Source organism: Psychrobacter sp. 1Y6 (assembly GCF_052258385.2).
Lineage (GTDB): Bacteria > Pseudomonadota > Gammaproteobacteria > Pseudomonadales > Moraxellaceae > Psychrobacter.
Genome location: NZ_JBQQEW020000001.1, coordinates 2,956,826 through 2,979,602 on the forward strand (window position 1 = coordinate 2,956,826; position 22,777 = coordinate 2,979,602).

Annotated in this window: 16 protein-coding genes; 4 read left to right on the top strand and 12 right to left on the bottom strand. The window is 44.5% G+C overall.

All coding sequences use genetic code 11. The features are described from left to right. Positions 1–503: 503 nt before the first annotated feature. From ACTXGF_RS26045 to ACTXGF_RS26080, 8 genes are all read right to left on the bottom strand, one after another. Positions 504–1,712 carry an NAD(P)/FAD-dependent oxidoreductase gene (locus tag ACTXGF_RS26045; protein WP_443533315.1) on the bottom strand — a complete coding sequence of 403 codons (1,209 nt, stop codon included), beginning with the start codon at positions 1,710–1,712 and terminating at the stop codon, positions 504–506. A 281-nt stretch (positions 1,713–1,993) separates the two neighbouring features. Next, positions 1,994–3,955 carry an acetate--CoA ligase gene (gene acs / locus ACTXGF_RS26050; protein WP_443533313.1) on the bottom strand — a complete coding sequence of 654 codons (1,962 nt, stop codon included), beginning with the start codon at positions 3,953–3,955 and terminating at the stop codon, positions 1,994–1,996. A 415-nt stretch (positions 3,956–4,370) separates the two neighbouring features. Continuing rightward, entirely contained in the window at positions 4,371–5,609 is a 1,239-nt protein-coding gene (locus tag ACTXGF_RS26055) for an ABC transporter substrate-binding protein (protein ID WP_443533311.1), read from the bottom strand. A 128-nt stretch (positions 5,610–5,737) separates the two neighbouring features. Next, the gene (locus ACTXGF_RS26060) at positions 5,738–7,714 is read right to left on the bottom strand and encodes an AMP-dependent synthetase/ligase (RefSeq protein ID WP_443533310.1); all 1,977 of its coding nucleotides are present in this window, start codon (positions 7,712–7,714) and stop codon (positions 5,738–5,740) included. Between the two features lie 5 nt (positions 7,715–7,719). Continuing rightward, positions 7,720–8,562, bottom strand: a complete 843-nt coding sequence (locus ACTXGF_RS26065; protein WP_010196012.1) for an ABC transporter ATP-binding protein — start codon at positions 8,560–8,562, stop codon at positions 7,720–7,722. Beyond that, complete coding sequence (locus ACTXGF_RS26070; protein ID WP_201548964.1) at positions 8,562–9,329, bottom strand: ABC transporter ATP-binding protein; 768 nt, start codon at positions 9,327–9,329, stop codon at positions 8,562–8,564. The genes ACTXGF_RS26065 and ACTXGF_RS26070 overlap by 1 nt, the downstream gene beginning before the upstream one ends. Beyond that, complete coding sequence (locus tag ACTXGF_RS26075) at positions 9,326–10,423, bottom strand: branched-chain amino acid ABC transporter permease (protein WP_201548966.1); 1,098 nt, start codon at positions 10,421–10,423, stop codon at positions 9,326–9,328. The genes ACTXGF_RS26070 and ACTXGF_RS26075 overlap by 4 nt, the downstream gene beginning before the upstream one ends. Positions 10,424–10,499: 76 nt before the next feature. Beyond that, positions 10,500–11,378: a branched-chain amino acid ABC transporter permease gene (locus ACTXGF_RS26080; protein WP_057758078.1), complete on the bottom strand. Its 879-nt coding sequence runs from the start codon at positions 11,376–11,378 to the stop codon at positions 10,500–10,502. 347 nt (positions 11,379–11,725) lie between these two features. On the opposite strand from ACTXGF_RS26080, the gene ACTXGF_RS26085 reads away from it, so the two are divergent. Beyond that, positions 11,726–13,066, top strand: a complete 1,341-nt coding sequence (locus tag ACTXGF_RS26085; RefSeq protein ID WP_443533308.1) for a BaiN/RdsA family NAD(P)/FAD-dependent oxidoreductase — start codon at positions 11,726–11,728, stop codon at positions 13,064–13,066. A 241-nt stretch (positions 13,067–13,307) separates the two neighbouring features. Then, positions 13,308–14,273, top strand: a complete 966-nt coding sequence (locus ACTXGF_RS26090; protein ID WP_443533307.1) for a pirin family protein — start codon at positions 13,308–13,310, stop codon at positions 14,271–14,273. An 87-nt stretch (positions 14,274–14,360) separates the two neighbouring features. Here the strand turns inward: ACTXGF_RS26090 and ACTXGF_RS26095 are convergent, their stop codons facing one another. After that, the gene (locus ACTXGF_RS26095) at positions 14,361–15,464 is read right to left on the bottom strand and encodes an alkene reductase (RefSeq protein ID WP_201568238.1); all 1,104 of its coding nucleotides are present in this window, start codon (positions 15,462–15,464) and stop codon (positions 14,361–14,363) included. 244 nt (positions 15,465–15,708) lie between these two features. Then, positions 15,709–16,638, bottom strand: a complete 930-nt coding sequence (locus tag ACTXGF_RS26100; RefSeq protein ID WP_443533304.1) for a DMT family transporter — start codon at positions 16,636–16,638, stop codon at positions 15,709–15,711. 605 nt (positions 16,639–17,243) lie between these two features. Between ACTXGF_RS26100 and ACTXGF_RS26105 the strand changes: the two genes are divergently transcribed. Together ACTXGF_RS26105 and lplA are read left to right on the top strand one after the other, a co-directional pair. Next, positions 17,244–17,657, top strand: a complete 414-nt coding sequence (locus tag ACTXGF_RS26105) for a hypothetical protein (RefSeq protein WP_443533303.1) — start codon at positions 17,244–17,246, stop codon at positions 17,655–17,657. 280 nt (positions 17,658–17,937) lie between these two features. Continuing rightward, on the top strand, positions 17,938–18,942 hold the full coding sequence (lplA, locus tag ACTXGF_RS26110) for a lipoate--protein ligase (RefSeq protein WP_443533301.1): 1,005 nt from the start codon (positions 17,938–17,940) through the stop codon (positions 18,940–18,942). Positions 18,943–19,138: 196 nt separating this feature from the next. On the opposite strand, the gene ACTXGF_RS26115 is transcribed toward lplA, so the two are convergent. Both ACTXGF_RS26115 and ACTXGF_RS26120 read right to left on the bottom strand, forming a co-directional pair. Next, the gene (locus tag ACTXGF_RS26115) at positions 19,139–20,383 is read right to left on the bottom strand and encodes a serine hydrolase domain-containing protein (RefSeq protein WP_443533299.1); all 1,245 of its coding nucleotides are present in this window, start codon (positions 20,381–20,383) and stop codon (positions 19,139–19,141) included. A 159-nt stretch (positions 20,384–20,542) separates the two neighbouring features. Then, positions 20,543–22,678 (bottom strand): 2,4-dienoyl-CoA reductase FMN-binding domain-containing protein, encoded by a 2,136-nt coding sequence (locus tag ACTXGF_RS26120; protein WP_443533297.1) that lies wholly within the window; start codon positions 22,676–22,678, stop codon positions 20,543–20,545. Positions 22,679–22,777: the final 99 nt, after the last annotated feature.

A 22,777-nucleotide genomic window follows, 5' to 3' on the forward strand; every position in this document is an offset into this window, starting at 1 on the left:
GATGCTCTCCTATCGACATAAGGTATTGAAATTATTGGAAGCCTTTATGAATGATGTCATCATAAAGCTCCGCTACTTACTCTAAATATCAGTACTTCATACAAGTCTTTGCGTCTTTTGGATTTTTACAACGTAATATACTGTAACCAAAACCGCCAGACAGCACTCAATTGCGCTATCATAGCGACTGTACCAGAACACTTGTACACTTAAATCAGTAAATATAAATAGCTAAGTAAATATCTCCACCTATTGTATTGATAATTATTACCCTTATAAATAACAGTAGAGAGCACCAATAATTACAACAACTCTTGACCACGGCCTGTGTAGCTAATACATGACCCGTTTTCCTCAGCCCACAGTACCTCCTCTGTGGGCCTTTTTTTGCCTACGTTTTGCTAAATGTCGGGTTTTTATACTTTCCAAATATCGCTTAAACACTAGCTTTGAAATAAGCCTCAGTTCTAAACAATGCAAAATAATGAGCATGGATATTACGCTTACTGCGTTTGCATGATTGCCTTAACGGTTTGCTGCGCCATTCGATAGCAGCTTTCTATATTACCTTTTGCACACCAGTCACCACTGACGATCCATTGGTTAGTTGCATCGATTAAGATACCCAACTCTTCAGTATTTTTATTTACGATAGTAGCTGCATAGCGCCAACGATGACAATCTGTCTGGCTAGGTGCGCTCTCTTCATTCCAATTTAATGCTTGTTTTGCCGCCTGTAATAACTGTTCTTTTACCAACTCAATATCATCATCGACGTGGGCCTCTGACCAGTCATTACGTGCATGAATGGTGACACTTGGTAGTAGCTCATCACGAGCAGGTTTTTGATGCTCAATAAATACCCTATCAAGAACAGCACTATTTAAATAAGCGACATCCCACTGCGGTGCAAGTTGGCCATTTAATGTCTCAGGTAGCTTTCGTACATCATCCCAGCCAAGCATCAGCGTATAGCAGGCTTGCACTTGCGGTTTAGTAATTTTGTCTTGCTGAGCAAAGCCGCTATCCGCCATCAGCTCTACCGCCTGACCGTTTGGCGCTGTACATATCACCCAATCAAACCAGCCCAGACTGGCTCCAGTTTCGTCAAATAGCTCAGTTTGCTTGCTGTTTTGATTAAAAGTTTGATTATGAGTCTGGTTCTGGATCTGATGCTGAGACTGCTGCTGGTTTTGAGACTGCAAATACTGAGCAAGCGGTGCGACACGAGTCTTAAATACTATGGTCGTATGCTTGAGCGCAGCGGCTAATTCACGGCCCCAACTGGTCATTTTCGGTGTGCTGATATAGCGAGCATGCACCACGTCCCATTGTTCTTTGCTTTGGATATTAGGCGACTGCTCATTGTCACTTTCTGGCGTTAACTCAACCACTTCGGCACACCACGGCTGTAGCAACCCTGTATCTAACCAAGGCGCAATAAACTGTTGAAAGTCAGAAGTTTTCGCAGTGAAAAACTGTGCACCGAACGACCATTGCCAGTTCTTACCAGTTTCACTATCGCTGCGATAGCGGGTCGCTAAACGGCCTACACTACGTGATTTTTCAAAGATAGCGATTTGCGGGGTGTTGCCTGTCTGGTTTGACGCGCGCTCTAATAGTGTTGCTGTGAGCAATCCCGTTAGGCCACCACCGATGATGGCGATTTTTGGGGCAGATAGAGCAATTGAGCACGAAGCATGATCAGTCATGATGACAGTGGACCTTATAAAGTATTTATGAGTCGCTACTATATTAATTAGTTAGCCTAGTAAGTACCGAGTGGCTCGTCAATTAATCCTCAATTAAAATGGTAGCGATATTATCCTGTTAGCATTATTGAACCTTCAAAATGCGCCAATATCAATATCGTCTACGTAAAAAAGCCATGCTATTCTCGATAACATGGCTTCTATTCAGCTTTGATATGCAAACATTAATGGCTAGTACTGAATAACCCTCCTTAATACTGCAGGTTTGTTATCAGGCTGACCTACTCTCCACGGCCCGCTTTGACTTCTTCGACCAAGTCATTAATTACTGAACTATCAGCAAGCGTAGATAGGTCGCCCAGTCCTACATATTGACCTGCTGCAAGGTTACGCAAGATACGGCGCATGATTTTTCCTGAGCGCGTTTTTGGTAGTGCATCAACCATATAGATGGCATCTAAAGTCGCAATTGGTCCAATCTCAGCACGCACATGGCGTTTTAACTCTGCTTTTAGATCGTCAGTTTTTTCTTCACCTGACTTTAGAATGATAAAGGCACAGATACCTGTACCGCGTATCTCATGCGGCATACCGACAATCGCAGCTTCAGCAGTTGCAGGATGCGCAACCACAGCGCTCTCAATCTCTGCTGTGCCCAAGCGATGCCCTGCTACGTTGAGTACATCATCAACACGACCCGTAATCCAGTAATGCCCATCTTCATCACGCTGAGCGCCATCACCTGTGAAATAATGACCCGGATAATCGCTAAAGTAAGTCTTCAAAAAGCGTGGATGATCATTGTATATGGTACGCATTTGCCCTGGCCAGCCGCTACTGATCACCAAATTGCCTTCTGCAGGGCCTTCTAAAGTCGCACCATCGCTATCGACGATTTCTGGCTTGACGCCGTATAGTGGTGTCATGGCCGCGCCCGGTTTGAGATCGACCGTGCCTGGTATTGGCGCCATTAAGATACCACCAGTCTCGGTCTGCCACCATGTATCGACGATAGGACATTTACCATCGCCGACGACATTGTAATACCAGTCCCACGCTTCTGGGTTGATGGGCTCACCGACTGACCCTAGCAGACGCAAACTAGAACGATCCGACTCTCGAACGAAAGCATCGCCCTCTTTCATCATTGCTCGAATGGCTGTTGGTGCAGTGTATAGGATAGTCACGTCATGCTTATCGATAATATGACCGATGCGCGCCCATGTTGGATGCTCTGGCACACCTTCGAACATTACCGTCGTCGTGCCATTGGCCAATGGTGCATAGGTTGAGTACGTGTGGCCAGTAATCCAGCCCACATCTGCCGTACACCAATAGACGTCATCTTCTTTAATATCAAACACATCACGGAACGTTGAGATAGCATAGGTGATATAGCCGCCTGTAGTATGCACTACACCTTTTGGCTTACCTGTCGAACCAGAGGTATATAATAAAAATAGCGGGTCTTCGGCATTCATGACTTCAGGCTCACAGATCTCTGATTGACCATCGACCAAATTGTGATACCACACATCACGGCGGCCACTCATCGGTATAGAGTTACCTGTACGATGAACGACGATGACTTTTTCGACACTCTCAGTGCCATCCATATCGAGTGCGTGATCGACATTGGCTTTAAGCGGTGTGTGCTTGCCGCCACGTAAACCTTCATCAGCGGTAATAACAACTTTTGAGCGACTGTCTATCAAGCGATTGCCCAAACTCTCGGCAGAAAAACCACCAAACACCACTGAATGCACCGCACCAATACGCGCACATGCCAGCATCGCTACCATGGCTTCCGGTATCATCGGCATATATAGCGTTACGCGGTCACCTTTTACAACGCCAAGCTTGCGCAATGAATTACCCAAACGGCAGACAGCTTCGTGCAACTCTTTAAAAGAAATGATTTTGTGCAATGAAGGGTGATCACCTTCCCAAATGATAGCAGGCTTGTATGGGTTTTCTTCGAGGTGACGATCAAGACAGTTGACTGAAATGTTCAGCTCACCATCTTCAAACCATTTGATGCGAAAATCATCTAAGTCATAATTGACGTTACTGACCTTGGTTGGTTTTTTTATCCAATCGATTAGCTCAGCACGCTTCGCCCAAAAAGCATCAATTGCTTCGGCTGATTCGATAGATTGCTGGTAGTCTGTAAGGTACTTATCAGGTGTGGTATTGGCAGCAGCCATAAACTCGGCTGAGATAGGAAATGATTTCTGAGTCATAGTGTTGGGTCCCTTTTAATTATTATGACCTACACGGATAAACGTCTATGACGCGCCCCATGTAAGCGATAAGAGTCATCTTCCATAATGTGTGACACTCATCGTTAGTTTGACAAATAAGCGTGACGGTTGCAAGACATCAAAAGCCAAACATAACAATTTCACTGTACATCTGTATCTTTATGCACAAATAGTCTAGTCGCTATAAGGAAGTTGACTCATTATTCCAGTCAATTTTTATTGTCCATGACTTATGGCTTATTTTGTATTAAGAAGGAGCTTGCACTTATGAATAATCGTAAAACAGTTAACATATAAAATGAAATTATTGCCAAACCCAAAGTGTATAAACGAAACAAGCCATACTTATGTATGGCTTGCTGCTATCGAAAATTCACTAAACATCTAGGATGTATTATTTAAGCTGCGTTACTGTTTTCCATTGACCATTTTGTACTTGCGACAAGTAGATATCATTAATCGCGACATGGCTCTCAGGCGTGATGGCAACTGTAGATCCTGTAACGCCGTCGACAAAGCTGACAGTCTCTAGACCCTTGTTGAAAGTGTCGGCATTTAAGTCAGGACCTGCTGCAGTTAGACCATCAACGGTTACTTTAGCGGCTAGATAACCAAGAATAGCACCTGCTGATACTTCCTCCCCTGTGGCTTTTTCAAACTTCTCAACCCAAGCTTTAGTCTCAGGTTCATTCGCTCTTAGTGCCAAATCATTATAGTACGACACAGAGTATAGGCCTTCACTTGCGCCACCTGGTGCCGCTGCAACTGCAGGATGGAAACCAGTTACAGGAGCGATAAACTTCACGTCACTCCAGCCCATAGCGTTTGCCGTACCGACCGCTGTAATAGCGCCGCGAATGGTTAGAGATAAAGCAATAAGTTCACATTTAGCGTCTTTTAGCTTGGCCATTGCCCCAGCAAAGTCTGTTTCATCAGGACGATGTGAGCTGGACTGAACTAGGGTGACGTTAGGATTGTTATCGCTGATATCCTTAGCCGCCTCATTAGTCTCTTCACCATAGTCTGATGGGATATACATGACACATAAATTGCTAACTTTGTTTTCGGCAATGAGATACTCCATACCTAGCTTTATTGAATCATAATAGGTACTACCAGCGGTATAGCGACGATTGAAAGCCCCTTCCTCTTGCATAGCCCGAGCAAAAGTGAGCGGCATGATACTAGGAACATTGGCGCGGTCCATAATAGGGAAGCTCGCTAAGTTGTGCGGTGTACCAAGCGACATTAGCATCGCAAACACTTTATCGCGGCTGACCAGTTTATTCGCAGACTGTACGGCCTTTGGTACTTGATAAGAATGGTCCTCGACGATGTAACGAATCTTTCGACCATTGACCCCACCTGCCGCATTCACCTCATCAAAATACATATTGGCTGCGGCGACTGCAGGATTACCAAATCCAGCGAACGGACCTGATAAATCATTTGCACCGCCTAAGATAATTTCAGTATCGGTCACACCTTGTACTGGCATATCGCTTGTAGAAGTAGATGTAGCAGCCTCAGTATCAGTGCCCGTCGCTGCGGTCGTTTCTGGATCACTACACCCTACTAGACCCATCGTACCGACCGTGAGTGCTAGTAGCGTGGTCTTGAATGTCCATTTCATTGCCTTTCTCCTTGCGACTCAGTCGCTGTTAGTTTGATGCTCTTGAGATTAATACTTTCGAGGTTGAGACGACTTCAAAAAAGCTGAACGGTGCTAAGCTGAACTGTGTTAAAGAGTAAAGAGCTAGATCAGTACATAGAGTCGATGAGAGCATGATGCTTTTTCTCAACCAAGTTTCTTTTCAATTTCATCGTCGCGGTCAATTCGTCATCTTCAGGACTGAGCAGCACATCAATAAGCCTGAATTGCTTTATGGTTTCTACCTGAGCTAAGGTCTCGTTAGCAGACTGTACGACGTCATCTATCAAGGCGATAACTTCTGGCGCGTGACACAACGAACGAAAATCAGAAAACATCACTTGATTGTCTTGTGCATATTTTTCGACGTTTTCTTGATCTATCATGATCAGACAAGTCAAATACTTTCGCTTATCGCCAATGACGACCGCATCTGAGATATAAGGTGAAAATTTAAGTTTGCTTTCAATCGCAGCTGGTGTGACATTTTTGCCGCCCGCGGTGATGATAATGTCCTTGATACGACCTGTGATAAATATATAACCATCTCTTATCTCGCCGACATCACCCGTATGTAGCCAGCCATCCCGTAAGTCCTCAGCGGTTTTTTCTGGCTTATTCCAGTAGCCTGCAAACACGTTAGCGCCTCTTACGAGTATCTCCCCGTTATCGGCGATACGGACTTCAGAATCTGGTAATGCCTTACCTACGCTACCGGCCATCTGTGCTTCAGGGGTATTGACCGATATTACGCCCGCACTTTCAGTCATGCCATAGCCTTCATAGATAGGCACCCCTATCGCATGAAACCAGCGGATAATATCTAGCGATATGGGCGCAGCACCAGTAGTAGCACGGCGAATATTACTCATGCCTATCAGATCACGAATTTTGTATAGCACCAGTCTGTTCCAAAACTCGTAACGCAGTCGTTGACCTGTCGTAGGAGTATTGCCTGTCATCACGATATCAGCGTAATCATGACCTGCTTTTATGGCTTGATCAAATGCCCAGCCATTGAATGCACTGGCGTCGCTACGCATATTACTGATAGAGGCGTACATTTTTTCCCACAGTCTGGGCACAGCAGTAAAAGTATCAGGCGATACTTCTTTCATATTCTCAAATACCGTTTCTGTGCTCTCAGCAAAATTGACGATACAACCTCGATGGATAGGCAAATCCACTGACGTTAAACGTTCGAGTACATGACATAGGGGCAGAAAGCAGAGCTGCTCATCAGTAGGTAAAATAGGAAGGATATCTATGCTTGTTTTGAGCTCAAAGAGGACATTGGCGTGCGTTAAAATAGCGCCTTTTGGATTGCCTGTCGTACCAGAAGTATAGATTAAAGTACGTATGTCATTGGGCGTACCTTGATCAATATAATCACTAAAACGCTCTCTTGCGTTATCGACACTTCGACCAATCGTATATAGTTCATCGAGGAAAACAACCTGATCATCCTCTAGGCTACGCAAACCTTTACGGTCAAGGACAATGACTTTTTTAACGTTAGGCGTCTGTTCACGAATCTCTAAAAACTTATGTAATTGCTCATCATTTTCTACAATCAGAAACTTTGAGTGGCTGTCATTTAGGATATAAGCAAGCTGCTCGGGACTGTCTGTCGTATAGACACCGTTGGGTATTCCGCCTACGCCGCAGACACCCATATCAAAATAAAGCCATTCTTTATTGTCTTCGCTCAAGATAGAGACAGTATCGCCTTTACTCAGGCCAAGCTCGACGAGTGCCATGCCGATATCGCAGCTATGATGATAATAGTCTAGCCAACTATAACTCTGCCAGATACCAAAACTCTTTTCGCGATGAGCAATTCTGTCGCCTCGGCTCAAGCAAACTTGTCGCCAAAGTTTACTCAACGTATCGCACCCTTCTAGGATTTGAGGTGCATGCTCGAAAGGCGCATTGTGGATCTTTCGACCCGTATTGTAATCATGATTCTCTGAGTAATCGTGGGACGATACTGGCGCAGCAGATGTGACTTTCATGTCTGCCGCATCCGTAGGAGAAAGTGAAGTATTGTTTTTAGTATTAACATCAATATCAATGGAGGTCGTCATGATTATTATCGCCAAGTCTTTTTGCGTTTCCACCGAGTGGCTTCCGCAGTGTTATCTTTGGTTTGTCCCAAATAGAACTCTTTAATATCATCAGAGTGCATGAGTTTGTCCGCTGAGCCTGCCATGACAATACGCCCTGTTTCTAACACATAACCGTAATCCGCTGCTGCCAAAGCAACTCTTGCGTTTTGCTCAACCAGTAGAATCGTCACACCTTGCTCTTTATTTAATCGTCGAATAATGGCAAATATCTCCTGTACCAATAATGGAGACAGTCCAAGAGACGGCTCATCGAGTAGCATAAGAGAGGGTCGTGACATTAGCCCACGACCGATAGCGAGCATTTGCTGCTGACCACCAGACATCGTGCCAGCTGCTTGTGTACGGCGATCTTTTAGAATAGGAAAATACTCATATATCATCTCAACATCACGCTGTATCTCAGACTTGTCACGCCGAGTATAAGCGCCCATCGCTAAGTTTTCGGCGACATTCAAAAAAGGAAATACCTCGCGTCCCTCGGGTACATGCGACAGTCCTTTTTTGACCAAGCGATCAGGTTCAGTGCCATCGATACGTTCACCGTGGAACCATACTGCGCCCTTACGAGGATTGATAACCCCCGAAATGGTTTTCATTAACGTCGTCTTGCCCGCACCATTCGCGCCCAAAATGGTGACAACTTTACCTTCGGGTACCTCTAGACTCACGCCTCTCAATGCCATCACTGGGCCATAAGCGGACTCTAGATTTCGCACTTCAAGTACGTTGTTCTTTACTTCAGAGTCGACCAAATTCATTTCAGTGGCAGGTGCGGCAGAGGATAGTGATTTTTTAATAGCTGACATTACACACTCTCCTGTCCAAGATAGGCTTCAATAACCTGTGGATTGGCTTGTACCTCAGCTGCCGTGCCCTGAGCCAAAAACTTACCTTCAGCGACGGCCAATACGCGATCGGACACCCGATTCACAAGACTCATGTCATGCTCTACCATCAAGATAGTCAAGCCAAGATCTTTTTGCATATCTTCGATCCACCATGCCATCTCGGACGTCTCCTCTACACTAAGACCAGAGGCCGGCTCATCGAGCAAAATAAGCTTTGGATTAGCGGCCAATGCGCGCGCAATCTCAACCACTTTTCTAATACCATAAGGCAGACCTGCAATGAGTTTATCTCGATAAGGCGCTAACTCTAAAAAATCGATAATCTTCTCAACTTGCAAACGATGCTCGCGCTCGCTACGGCGCACCTTTGGTAAAAACAGCAAGTCCTGTATCCATGACGTATTTCGCTGTGAATGCCGACCGATAAGCAGATTTTGTAATACGCTTGAGTGATCAAATAACTCAATGTTTTGAAACGTACGGGCAATACCCAGTTTTGCGATATCGTGAGCTGGGAGCTTGGTAATATCAGTATCATCAAAGGTAATACGACCACTAAGCGGCTCGTACAAGCGACTGATTAAGTTAAAAATCGTAGATTTACCAGCACCGTTAGGTCCTACGATAGTGAATACCTCGCCCTCGTTTACCTCAAAACTAATATTATCAACGGCTTTCACACCACCAAATGCGATAGATAAGGAGTCAACTTTTAATAAGCTCATCGCATACGCTCCGTTTTAAGATAAGTTTTAGAACGGCGAAACAGTCCTTTTCGATATAGCGGAAACATCTGAAACCAAGTCCGTATCTTTATCCAAATGCCGTATATACCGCGTGGCTCATAGATGATCATAATGACAATAACTAAGGCAAACAGCGCCGTATCAATACCAGGAATACTGGTGATACTAGAGCCCGCACCTTGACCAACCATATCGCCTAAGATAGCAATCACTTGTGGTAATAAGACAACGACGACAGCACCAAAAAACGCACCATGTATGGAGCCCAAACCACCGATGACAATCTGCAAGAGGATGGTGATAGAGATGATAACGGTGAAGCTCTCATAATTGACCGCTTGCACAAAATGTCCGTACATAGCGCCACCCACAGCGGTAATCGCACAAGATATGCTGAACGCTAGCGTTTTGGCTTGCGGCACATTGACGCCAAGCGCACGGGCGGATACTTCACTGTCTCTGATGGCTAAGAACGATCGTCCAGTGCCGCTTCTGAGCAAGTTGATATAACCTAAAGTAACTAGCACCACGAGCGCGAGGCATAAGTAATAAAAGGCTTTTGGCGTGATGTAGCGATCGATGGTGTAGCCAAAGAGGTTAATGGGAGAAGCAAAGGTACCAGAGATGCCGCCAGTAATAGGCTCAGCCACGATAGCGATGTCCTCGACGATAATACTAAGCGCTAAGGTTGCGATGGCTAAATAGATACCGCTAGTTCGTAAGATTGGTCTGGCAATGATCGCACCGATAACCCCAGTGATGAGTGCGCAGGCAATCAAAGCAGGAAAGAAATTCCACCCTCGAGCCATGAGTGCCATATGGCTAAATGCCCCTATCGCCATAAAGGCGGCATGCCCTAAACTGACCTGTCCGGTGTGCCCCGTCAAGAGCATCAGACCCAGTCCAGAGATAGACCAAATCAATATGGCGCTAAGCTCGCTGATGTAATAGTTGCTCAACAACCAAGGCGCCATCAGTAGTAGCAAAAGAAGCACGCCATACTTTATGAGTTGGCTTTTGTCATCGAAGATATTGATATCTTGATCATAGCTGTGTTTAAACTGAGCTTTCATGGGCAGTACTCATCCTTGAAAAGATTTGGAGGCCGCTTTGTCATCCTTGAATCAAAGCTTCCTTGGATCAAAGCTTCTATACTTTTTTCTGTTTGACCTGAGAAAAAATACCGCCCGGACGTACGATTAGTACGATTAGCATAACCACATAAGGCGCAATTTGACTAAGACCTAGCGGTAGATAACGACCAGCAAAGGGCTCTATCACCCCTACTAGTAATCCACCTGCCAGCGCACCAGGCAAGGAGCCTAAGCCACCGATTACCGCAGCGGCGAAGGCCTTGATACCGAACAGTAACCCGACAGAAGGTTCGATGGCGCCTTTGGCCGCAAATAGTATGCCGGCGAGTGCGGCAACCACCCCTGACAAAGCCCAAACGATACCATTGACCCGTTTGACGGGAATACCCATATAGTAGGCTGCCATCTGGTTTTGACTGCTGGCTTGCATCGCAATACCAAGCCGCGTGTGGGCAAAAAAGAAGTACAAAATAGAGGTTAATGCGATAGTAGATATGATGATAATGATGTCAACATAAGCGATACTCAGCGAGCCTAATGCCAACATCTTGCCTGAAAACGGTGTCTGTAGTGAGACTGGGCTATGTCCCCAGATAACCCCAGCGACGAAGCGCATTAGGAAACCAAGCGAGATGGTAAGGATAACCATCGCAAATTGCGGTTGACCAAAAATACCACGTAAGATAAAGCGATCGAGTAAGTAGCCAAACGCACCCATGATCACAGCAGCAAAGGTAATGCCTAATAAGAAAGGAAGGTTTGCCTGATCGGCATTGATGAAAGATATGCCTAAAAAGGCACCGAGCATAAGCATGTCGCCTTGGGCGAAATTGACCGCTTCTGAGGCTTTGTAAATGAGTACAAAACCCAGCGCTAACAGCCCATATATACAACCATTAGCAATCCCGCTAATGAGCAGTTGTAGGATATCCATAAAGTCCCTTTTGTCTTAACATTATCATCCGTGACAATGTTTGAATAAGCGGTTCAATCGACTGACTTTTTCATCAACTACTTGTAAAGAAATTCATTTTCTTTATATCGAAACGACTAGCGTTTTAGTAAGTAATCAACATGGCAGCAGTAGTAGCGAATAATATTCATATATTCACATTATACCAACTACGAATTATTGTCTATAGAAAAATCAAAGTTATTCAATGATTTATAGCAAGCGGCAAAAGCTATTTATATTACTTCCCTAAAAACACCGCCATTATTGCCATGGTATAATTAGCTACTTTATATCGTCTATCCAAACCTATTCTATAAGTCATCATCATGAGTCAAATGCCAAAACAAGCAAAGCCAGTTAAGCCAAGCAATTCATCAGTGGGTAATCCATCGTCAGCCAAAAAATCTACTGATAACCACTATGACGTCATTATCATCGGTGCTGGTGCTTCAGGATTATATTGCGCACTGACTGCTGGTCGCCGTGGTCGCCGCGTATTGGTGTTAGATCATGCCAATAAAGCTGGCAAAAAGATTTTGATGTCGGGTGGTGGTCGCTGTAATTTCACCAATTACTTTGTAGAGCCTGAGCATTTTATCGGTGCCAATCCTCACTTTTGCAAATCGGCACTGAGTCGCTATCCGAGTTGGGAGTTTATCGGCATGGTAGAGTCGCATAAGATTGCCTACCATGAGCGCGAACACGGTCAGCTGTTCTGTGATGACTCGGCACAAGAAATCTTGTCTATGCTGCTAGATGAATGCACAGCCGTAGGCGTACAAGTAAAGCTTAATGCTCAAATTGATCATGTTAAAACTGCTGCCCATGATAATGGCGAACGCTTTTATCTAACGACAAGCAAAAAGCTTGGTAAAAAAGACATCGCGAACGGCACTCAGTCCGCGCAGACACGCTATAGCTGTGAGTCTTTGGTGGTCGCTACTGGTGGCCTGTCTATCCCGACCATGGGAGCAAGTGGTATCGGCTATGAGTTGGCACAGCAGTTCGGGCATACGCTTGTGCCTACTGATGCCAGTCTCGTGCCGTTTACTTTCACTGATAAAACAGGCGAGCTTATCCGTGCCTTGGCTGGTATCAGTCTGCCAGTTATTGCCAGTAACGAGCGTATCTCTTTTAAATTGCCCGTCCTATTTACCCATCGCGGTCTCTCTGGCCCTGCCATGCTACAGCTATCCAACTATTGGCAGACTGGCGAAACCATCAGTATCAATCTGTTGCCTGAGATACATGTCACTGAGCTTTTACTGGCTCGCAAAAAATCACACCCGCGCCAACTGATTCGTACCGTATTGGCAGAAAATACAGATAACGCATTACCCAAGAAGCTATTGGCAGCGTTACAGACGCATCTGTGGGAAGACATCAAAGATACAGAACTTGCCAATATCAAAGACGAGCGACTCACAGAACTTGGGGCTACGCTCAATGGCTGGCAGCTCAAGCCCTCTGGTACAGAAGGTTACCGCACGGCTGAGGTAACACGCGGCGGTGTCACAACCGACGAGGTATCTTCCAAAACGATGCAAAGCAACTTACAAGATAACTTGTACTTTATCGGTGAGGTACTCGATGTGACTGGCTGGCTTGGCGGCTATAATTTTCAATGGGCTTGGGCCAGTGGTTTTGTCAGTGGTGAAGTCGTTTAATCACCTTAATGGCTTCACTATTTATAGCGACAATAATAGCCTTAATGACTGTCAGCATTTGAATAATTGACTATTACTCAGATAATGGCTGACAGTATGTTTGATGATAGTTGAATGGTTTTAGACAGTAATATTAGAGAGCAATGAGAATAAACACAACATAAGTCTATTTTCATAGTAGAATTAACGTAAGGCATTCATCCTATTGATAGCAATGCCACTTAGACTTATGAGGTAATCCATGCGTTCAATCAAGCATATTCATGGTGATAAAAAGCCGCATTGGGTAGGTGACGGTTTTTTTGTAAAAACCCTAATCAATCATCTCGATAATAATCCTGATTTTAACTATAGCCATACCGATCCTTTTTTATTATTTGACTACGGTAAGCCTACGACTTTTTCACCCAATCCTGATTATAAGCTGCAACCACATGGTGTTGGACTGCACCCACACAAAGGTTTTGAGACCGTAACCATCGCTTATTCAGGTGAGATTAGCCATGCAGACTCGACAGGTGGGCGCGGCGATATTTTAGAAGGTGATGTACAGTGGATGACTGCTGGTCGCGGCATTCTACACGAAGAGTTCCACTCTGAAGCCTTTGGGCAACGTGGCGGCGTCTTTAGTATGGTGCAGTTATGGGTCAACTTGCCAAGCGCCTACAAACTGACTGCGCCCAAATACCAATCTATCAAACGTGCTGACATGCCTATCGTTGATCTGATAGACAATAGCGACGAGCAAACTGTCATCGGTCAAGCTGCCATTATTGCCGGTGACTGGCATGGGATAACGGGAGCCGCAACGACATTTACGCCAGTCAATATGTGGGATATCAAGCTACATACAGCAGGTACAACCATGCTACAAGTACCGAAAACGCACAATACCCTACTGCTGGTACAAGAAGGTCAGGTATTGGTCAACGGTACAGCCGTCAGTGCAGGTAGTTTGATAGAATTTTCAGCGCCTATCCGAAATTATGTAGGTACTCAATCTGAACATCCATCGTTACCTGCTACTGATACTATCGAATTGACCTACCCTGCAACTACCGATGAAGACACACCTATCAAATTGCTACTGCTAAGCGGTGAGCCAATCGGTGAACCAGTCGCAGGTCACGGTCCTTTTGTCATGAATACTCAAGAAGAACTACGCCAGACCTTTCGTGATTATCAAATAGGTATTTTCGGCAAATAATGAAAATCTAGGCATAAAAAAAGCCGCTCAACTATTGCTAGTTAAGCGGCCTTTTTATGTTGCGTTATTTAGCTAAAAATCCAACTATTACGCTTGGTCTAAAAATGGATAGTCGGTATAACCTTCAGCACCGCCACCATAGAAAGATTCTGGATGCTGCTCATTGAGCGGCGCGCCCTTTTGGATACGCTCAGCCAAATCAGGGTTGGCGATATAGTCACGGCCAAAGGCGACTGCATCGATATAACCTGCTTTTACATTTTGCTCTGCTTTTTCGGCAGTGTAGCCACCAGCTGCGATGATCATTTGATCAAAAGCAGCACGCACACGCTTACGGAAGTCTTCGCTATAAGGTGTACCACCTGCCCAATCTGGCTCTGACAGATGCAGATACATGATACCGCGTTTGTTAATCTGCTCAATCATCCAGATATTTTCGTCTTCGTTATATCCAGCTTCTACGTTGTTGAACGTACCCAGTGGTGAAATACGAATACCAACATGATCTGCATCCCAAGCGTCTACACACGCATCGATAACATCAAGCGTCAAGCGCGCACGGTTTTCGCGGCTACCGCCGTATTCATCATCGCGTTGGTTGGTTTGCTCAACCCAGAACTGATGCAATAGGTAACCATGAGCACCATGAATCTCTACCCCATCAAAACCCGCTTCTTTGGCGTTCTTAGTTGCTTGACCAAAGTCAGCGATAACTTGCTTGATTTCTTCAAGTGTGGCTGGACGCGGCGGCGTTGCATCTACACGAATGGCTTGGTTATCGCTGTCACGTAGCGAGGTACGTACACCAACATCAACGTTAGAAGCAGAGATAGGCGCTTTACCATCTGGCTGTACGCTCTCATGAGAGACTAGGCCAGTGTGCCATAGCTGTACTACGATTTTGCCACCTTTAGCATGGACATTATCTACGATGGTTTTCCACGCAGTGATTTGGTCTTTGGTATGAACGCCTGGCGCACCAGCATAACCTTTCGCTTGGAAAGAAACTTGCGTCGCTTCAGTGATTACCAAGCCAGAACCTGCACGCTGTGAATAATATTCGCTTGCAAGTGCTGTTGGTACATCGCTTGGCTCAACCGAACGCAGACGCGTCAACGGTGCCATAATGATGCGGTTTTTTAGGGTTTGGGTACCCATTTTGACGGTTTCAAATAAATTATCGTGTGCCATAAAAAGCCCTGTTTATTGTTTTAAACCTTAGTATCAGGTTTACTATTATTGGTAATAAATAGCACTTATATTAGTAGGTAGCACTTAGCTATCGTTCTATAATTTGCGAAGTACGCTACTCATAAGCCGAGTTCTTTATAGGGGGCAAATGCAATTATTCCAAGCAATATTTACAAACAGAAACACCAATATTTAGATATTCGAATCTTTATAATTAAAGGCTACGAAGACAGTTTACTGTAGCTTAAACTCTCGTCGTCCGCGTGGAATTCTTTGGTTGTAGCATTTTTTTGACAGACAGCTCTAATGACAGATATGTACCAAACAATATCACTACTGAACCGATGATGGCTTGGATATTTAGAGCTTCACCAAGTAGTAGATACCCTAAAATAATGGCGAAAATTGGAATAACTAGCGTGATACTGGTGGCGCGCGTCGGGCCAATATTTTTAATAAGCTGATTCATAAAAATAAGGGCGATGGCTGTCGAAAATACACCAATACAGATTACGGATACCCATGCCTTTATGCTGATATCTTTACCATAAGGGAACTCATTAAAAGCCACAGGCAGCATAATAATACTACCGATGATAAGCGAGCCTGCGGTGATAGCGACTGGCGATACTTCATACAGATAGTTTTTGGTGATGTTGGCCCCAAGCGCATAACCTACACAGGCTAGTAGCGCGTAACCCATTGGTAGTAGCCCTTCGACCAACCCTTTGCCTGGCTCGCCGCCACCAAATAAGCTTTCGCTCATCAATATGATTACCCCTATCACCCCAATGACCAAACCAAGTGCTTGTTTTTTTGATAGCCTATCTTTAAAGAAGACTCTAGCGATAAAACCACTCATCATCGGTACAGAAGCATTTAGTACGGCTAGCACGCCCGCGTTCACTGATTGCGCGGAAAACGAGAACAACACAAAAGGCAGCGCTGCTGAAAACAAGCCAACGAGCGCTAGCATTTTCCAATGCTCCTTGATGCCGACTCTGTTTTTCTTATTAAGCAATACAAAGACCAACATGACCAATCCGGCGAATATCACACGCAAACTGGCAAATGCCAATGAGCCAAACTCAGGCACGCCGATACGATAAAAAATGAAAGAGAGTGACCACATAAAAGAGAGCGTCACAAAGATGATGAGGTCACGGTTGGTCATTGGGTAATCCTATTAAGCGCTTCGACTGCGTTTGCCAACTCGTGTCGGTCATAAGCGTCTGATGCGTTGTAAAAACTATCATGTGATTAAAAACTCATGATGATAACTTTTTAATTGTTTGATGGGTAATTTTTTATAAAATTTATAGTGAGTTTTTGGCCATTTATTAATTTTTTTAGCACAGTTTTAAGGTTTTCACCTTTTTGATAATTTATAAATCTGGACAAATCCCTTTTAGTAAGCACTGTATAGCAAGCAGCGCTGATCCTATTATTCATATACTTTAGCCTATTCCAGCGCCTTTCTATTCACATACTAAAGAACTCGAAAGTCATCCTTAAGTAAGTTATCCGTTCAACATCTACAAAAACAGATTCACGGTCATAGTAAGCCCTTCTTATAACCCTGTTCTATAACAGCTACTCTTAATAATACTGATGTTAAGGATAGCTTTAATACATCAGTTCAAGATTTTCTTAAAATATATTAATTGATATTTGTTTACTAATTTCCTACTATCTACAAGGTATTGGTTAGTATTTGGCAATACAAAAAATAGATGGCAAACATCATTAGTAGGATTTATAAATTATTGAGGAATGACTATGAAAAGGATAGCGTTATTTATCGGTATGATGTCAGTTGCAACGGTCGGTTTTTGCGGGGTTGGTCAGTTCTCAGATGAGACCACTTGTTATGTTTATAAACAAGATAAACTGCAAAAAAAGCTAAACTGTCAGTATGAGGGCGCTGAGGGTGCAGCGATGAGTTATAGTTTTAGACAGGTCTCCTATAACCTGCCAGGGTTTGGCAAAATGGCAACCTCTACCAGTGCAAACTATAATGACCGTAATGAAGTGACTGGATGGACGACCACCGTCAATGACGAGCCCGCGATCATCAGATATCGTTTGCCAACCAATCAGCGTATCGTCAGTGATGCTTATGCGCAGTCTGGTAAAGCAGTTATGCAATGTTATCTTAGTACAAAATCGCAGTGGGAAATCTGTGCTAAATAGAGCAGAGTACTCTAGCAATTTATAGTGCAATAAAGCTGAGTGTTTTGCTTGGCTTTTATTGCCGCCCGCTAAAAACTGAAGCATCAACCTTAGCGCCCTCTTCTATAAAATTTTCTCACCGTTTTTTCTATATACTCAATGTCTTCACCACTGACAAAGCCACTGATAAAATCAACCTCCCTGTTGGACAGCCATTGAATTACAAGCTTGCATCGGTAAGAATGATGCTACCTATTTATAAAACCTACTCACCAACCCAATTTATTAAAGAGTCAAATACATGAAACTGCGCATCCTAAAGTCTGCTGTGACCAATCCTTGGTTTAATCTTGCCACCGAGGATTGGATATTTAATACGCTCAATCCCGACTCTCATACCCTATTTTTATGGCGTAACTCTGAAACCGTGGTTATTGGACGCTCGCAAAATCCATGGGTAGAGTGCAAAACCGATAAGATGGAAGCAGACGATGTATTTTTAGCGCGGCGTCAGAGTGGCGGCGGCGCTGTGTTCCATGACTTGGGCAATACCAATTTTACTTTTTTATCACCCAGTGATGCTTACGACCAAGAAGCAAACTTCACCGTCATCATTAATGCGCTTAAGAAACTCGGCATAGACGCCACGCTGTCTGGTCGTAACGATATGCAGGTCGGCGACCGCAAAATATCGGGCAGCGCATTTAGACATGCAGCCGATCGCAGCTTTCATCATGGCACATTGCTGGTCAATGCCAACATGCAAAAGCTTGGCGATTATCTGAACCCGCATCCACTAAAGCTGAAAGCAAAAGGCATCAAATCTGTGCGCGCTCGCGTAGCAAACTTGGTAGATTTCAATGAGACTATCAATCACGAGACATTGTCTGATGCGATTATCGAAGCGTTCTGTGAATATCATGGAGAGACTGCACAGGTTGAGCAATTAGATGAGGCCAGCCTTGCTAAGCAGCCGACGCTAAACGCTTACTATCAACAAATGGCAGATTGGGATTGGCGCTTTGGTAAAACGCCTGAGTTTACTCATCATATCGAGACTCGCTTTGATTGGGGCATGATGGATGTACATATGGATGTGAAGCAGGCAATGATTACCGAAGTTGTCATCTTCTCTGATGCGCTAAATGTTGAGCTTATTGATCTGCTGAAAGAGACATTGACTGGTATTAAATATAATAAGCCTGAGATTAAAGATAAGCTCGATGACCTAACAAAAGCACAACCTGAGTTGACAGCGCAAGTGAGTGATTTTGAAAAATGGTTAGTTGGTGAGATGGAAGGTTAGCCTTCAAATATAGCAAAGTTTTGCTTCAACCTTTAAGAACAACAACCTGTAAGAACACTTGCGAAGACAAAAGACAGCAGGATTAATGGCTAACCTGACTGCTTGATAGTTTTGCTACCTGATATCTTCGTAAGTGTGTTTGCAATAGCGACGTTTTATCTATTCAGATTATTCGAATAACATTCTATTTAACAATTCATTGTTCACTAGATAACTTAGGCGAACCCTCTAAATCATCTAAATCAGCCAAACTATCTAAAATAGCTTTGACTTCGGTGACATACTGACCTAAGTCCGGCTCTAAATGAAAACCTGCTACCGGCGTAGGTAAGCCTTTTTGCTTGCCCAGTCTAACGATAATCGCATTCTCTTCGGGCAATACCAACACTCGCTGACCTAAGTGACCAAGCATCGCATAAAATGGAATTGGACTATCCATATCCGTCCATACTGAATGTCCGTATATCTGCGCCTGCCCCTCTGTAAATGCTGCTGCATTTGGTGTAATCATAAAATCAACATGCGTTTTGCTCAGCAATTGCTCGCCTTGCCACTCGCCGCCATTCAACAGCAGCTGTCCGAATTTCGCAAAGTCCAGTGCACTAGCGTTTAAGCAGCAATACACTTTTTCGATATTTTGTGAGCCATCGAGCGACCAATAAGCATCGCCTTTCATACCTAGCGGCTGCCAAAACTTCTCTTCTAAATAGCTAGAAATCGTATAGTCGTGCGCTTCTAATGCACGTGATAACGCAATACCTAGCAGCTGAGTATCACCAGAGGAGTAATCAAACTGACCACCGCACTGCTCCACAAAAGGTCGGCTGGTAATATGCTTTACTAGGTCATTCCCATAGTAGGATTTTGCTGTGGGATTGACTGGGAAATAATAGTCTTCTGTCCAGTCATAGCCTGATGTCATCGCCGATAAATCTGCAAGCGTACAGTTTTGGGCATATTCACTGTCTGCATACTCAGGCAGCAGCTTGATAATCGGCTCATCGATACTAGAGATATAACCATCTTCTACCGCTTTGAGATACAGTATGGTGGTGACGGTTTTTGCCATAGAAAAGCTATTGGTATGTGAGTCGCCACTGTAGCCTTGCCAGTAGTTCTCGTATAGTAGCTTGCCGTCTTTGATAACAGCAAAGGCGACGGTTTGGTCGGTATCCAAGGCATTTTGTAAGGTAGGTGTCAGGGAGATATTGCCGAAGTTGGTATCCTTATCCCACTCTATAGGATCTTTTGTACTAATAATCCGATTATCGAAATCCTTATAATCATCTATATTAGCAGTGGTCTCACCTTTGAAATAAGTAAGCTGTATGCCTCGGAAAATATAGGCATTACCAGTCACCACTAAACCTAGGCTAATAATTACCAATAGTCCTATGATAGGTAGCACTATCCATTTAAATAATATTTTGAATATAGCCATCGTAAAATCCTTTTTATATGGCAAAGTTTTGTTTTTGCTGATCTCAATGTATTAGCATCAGCAAGTGAGCTATACGTATAAATACAGCATATCTAAATAAAAAAAGACGGCAAGAGATATCCCCTCGCCGTCCATTATTTGACATTAATGCTAAAGAGTTTAAATCTGAGCGGCGACTTCAGCACCATCACGAATTGCGCGTTTAGCATCTAGTTCAGCTGCTAGCTTAGCACCGCCGATGAGGTGATATTGCGCGTCTGGCGCATCGCCAACATTTGGCATCAGCTCAACGACTGACTCTTGACCGGCACAGACAACGACGCTATCGACGCGTAATAACTGGCTTTGACCTTGTGGGTTAGTCACCCAGATACCTTCGTTGGTGATTTTGTCATATTGCACGCCAGCGACTTGGATGACGCCGTGAGATTTGATATGCGCACGATGTACCCAGCCTGAGGTTTTGTTTAGACCACTGCCCAGACGGCCTTTGCTACGCTGCATGAGATAAACTTGGCGGATTGGCTTAATCGCGTGCGGTCTGACCAGACCACCATCACTTTGATAATCGGTATCGTTGGTCACGCCCCACTCTTCGCGCCACTCATTGATTGACTGTGGCTCAGGGCGATAGCTTGGATCTTTTAGTCCTTCAGGGCCGATCTCATCCAGCGACTTACCATGATTGGCTGTCAGATATTCACTTACATCAAAGCCGATACCACCAGCACCGATGACCGCGACTGTGTTACCCACTGCTTTTTCGCCAGACAGTAGCTCAGCATAGCTCATGACTTGTGGCAGCTCAGCCCCTTCGAGCTTACCTTCTAGACTTCTCGGTACGACACCCGTTGCTACGATGACATGATGGAACTTGGCTTTTTCAAGCATGTCTTTATCAACTTTGATGTTCAGTTTAATCTCAACACCCAGATGCTCAAGCTCATTGATATAGTAGCGAATAGTTTCAAAGAACTCTTCTTTACCAGGGATGACTTTAGCGTAGTTGAACTGTCCGCCAAGCACGTCTTTAGCTTCAAACAGAGTCACGTCATGACCACGTAAGGCCGCCACATGAGCGGCTGACATACCAGCGACACCGCCACCGATGACGGCGACTTTCTTCGGTTTTTTGGTTTTCTTATAGACCAGTTCAGTCTCATAACAGGCTTGCGGATTGACCAAACAAGTCGAGCGTTTGTTTTCAAACGTATGGTCGAGACAGGCTTGGTTACAAGCGATACAGGTGTTAATACGATCTGTCTGTCCGTTTTTGGCTTTATTGACCCAGTGCGCATCAGCCAAGAATGGACGTGCCATTTGAATCATGTCAGCTTGACCAGTCGCAACGATTTCTTCTGCTGTTTCTGGCATGTTGATACGGTTGGCCGCCATCATCGGAATACTAATATGCTTTTTGATTTCAGCAGTGAAATCAACGAAAGCGGCTCGTGGCACGCTAGTCACGATAGTTGGAACACGCGCTTCATGCCAGCCGATACCAGTGTTCATGATAGTCACACCCGCTTCTTCTAGTGCCTTAGCCACAGTGATGACTTCATCCATGACGTTACCGTCTTTGACCAAATCGATCACTGATAAGCGGAATAGAATGATAAAGTCTTCTCCAGTCGCCTCGCGTACCGCTTTGACCACGTCGACAGCGAACTTCATACGACCATGAATATCACCACCATAAATGTCTTTACGCTTATTCACATGACTTGATAAAAACTGGTTAAGTAAATAACCTTCAGAGCCCATGATTTCGACGCCATCATAGCCTGCTTGCTTGGCAAGTTTGGCTGAGCGAGCGTAATCTTTTACCGTCTGCTCGATGTTTTTGATGCTCATCTTGCGTGGCTTAAACGGTGAGATTGGAGATTTAATCGGGCTAGATGATACGGCAAAAGGATGATAGCCATAGCGACCACTGTGCAATATCTGCATGATGATTTTGCTGTCGTGCTTATGCACAGCACGGGTGACGCGCTGGTGGTTGATGACGTCAGCTTTGGTATTCATCGTTCCGCCAGCAGGCAACAACCAACCTTCGCGATTAGGCGAGATACCGCCAGTGATCATCATTGCCACGCCGCCCTTGGCACGTTCTGCAAAATACGCCGCTAGCTTGCCATAATTATAAAAACGGTCTTCAAGCCCAGTATGCATTGAGCCCATCACCATACGGTTTTTCAGCGTAGTAAAGCCCAAATCTAGCGGCTCAAATAAATGCGGATAGTGTTCATTGGTGCTAGCGGTTTGGATCGTATTGGCACTATGGCTGGCAGACATATCATTTTCCTTATGAATAGTTTATGAGGCTACTTCTTAAAAACGGCTTTTTAGAATTAGTGGAGCTAAGGGGTTTAGCATCATCGATATCGTAACACA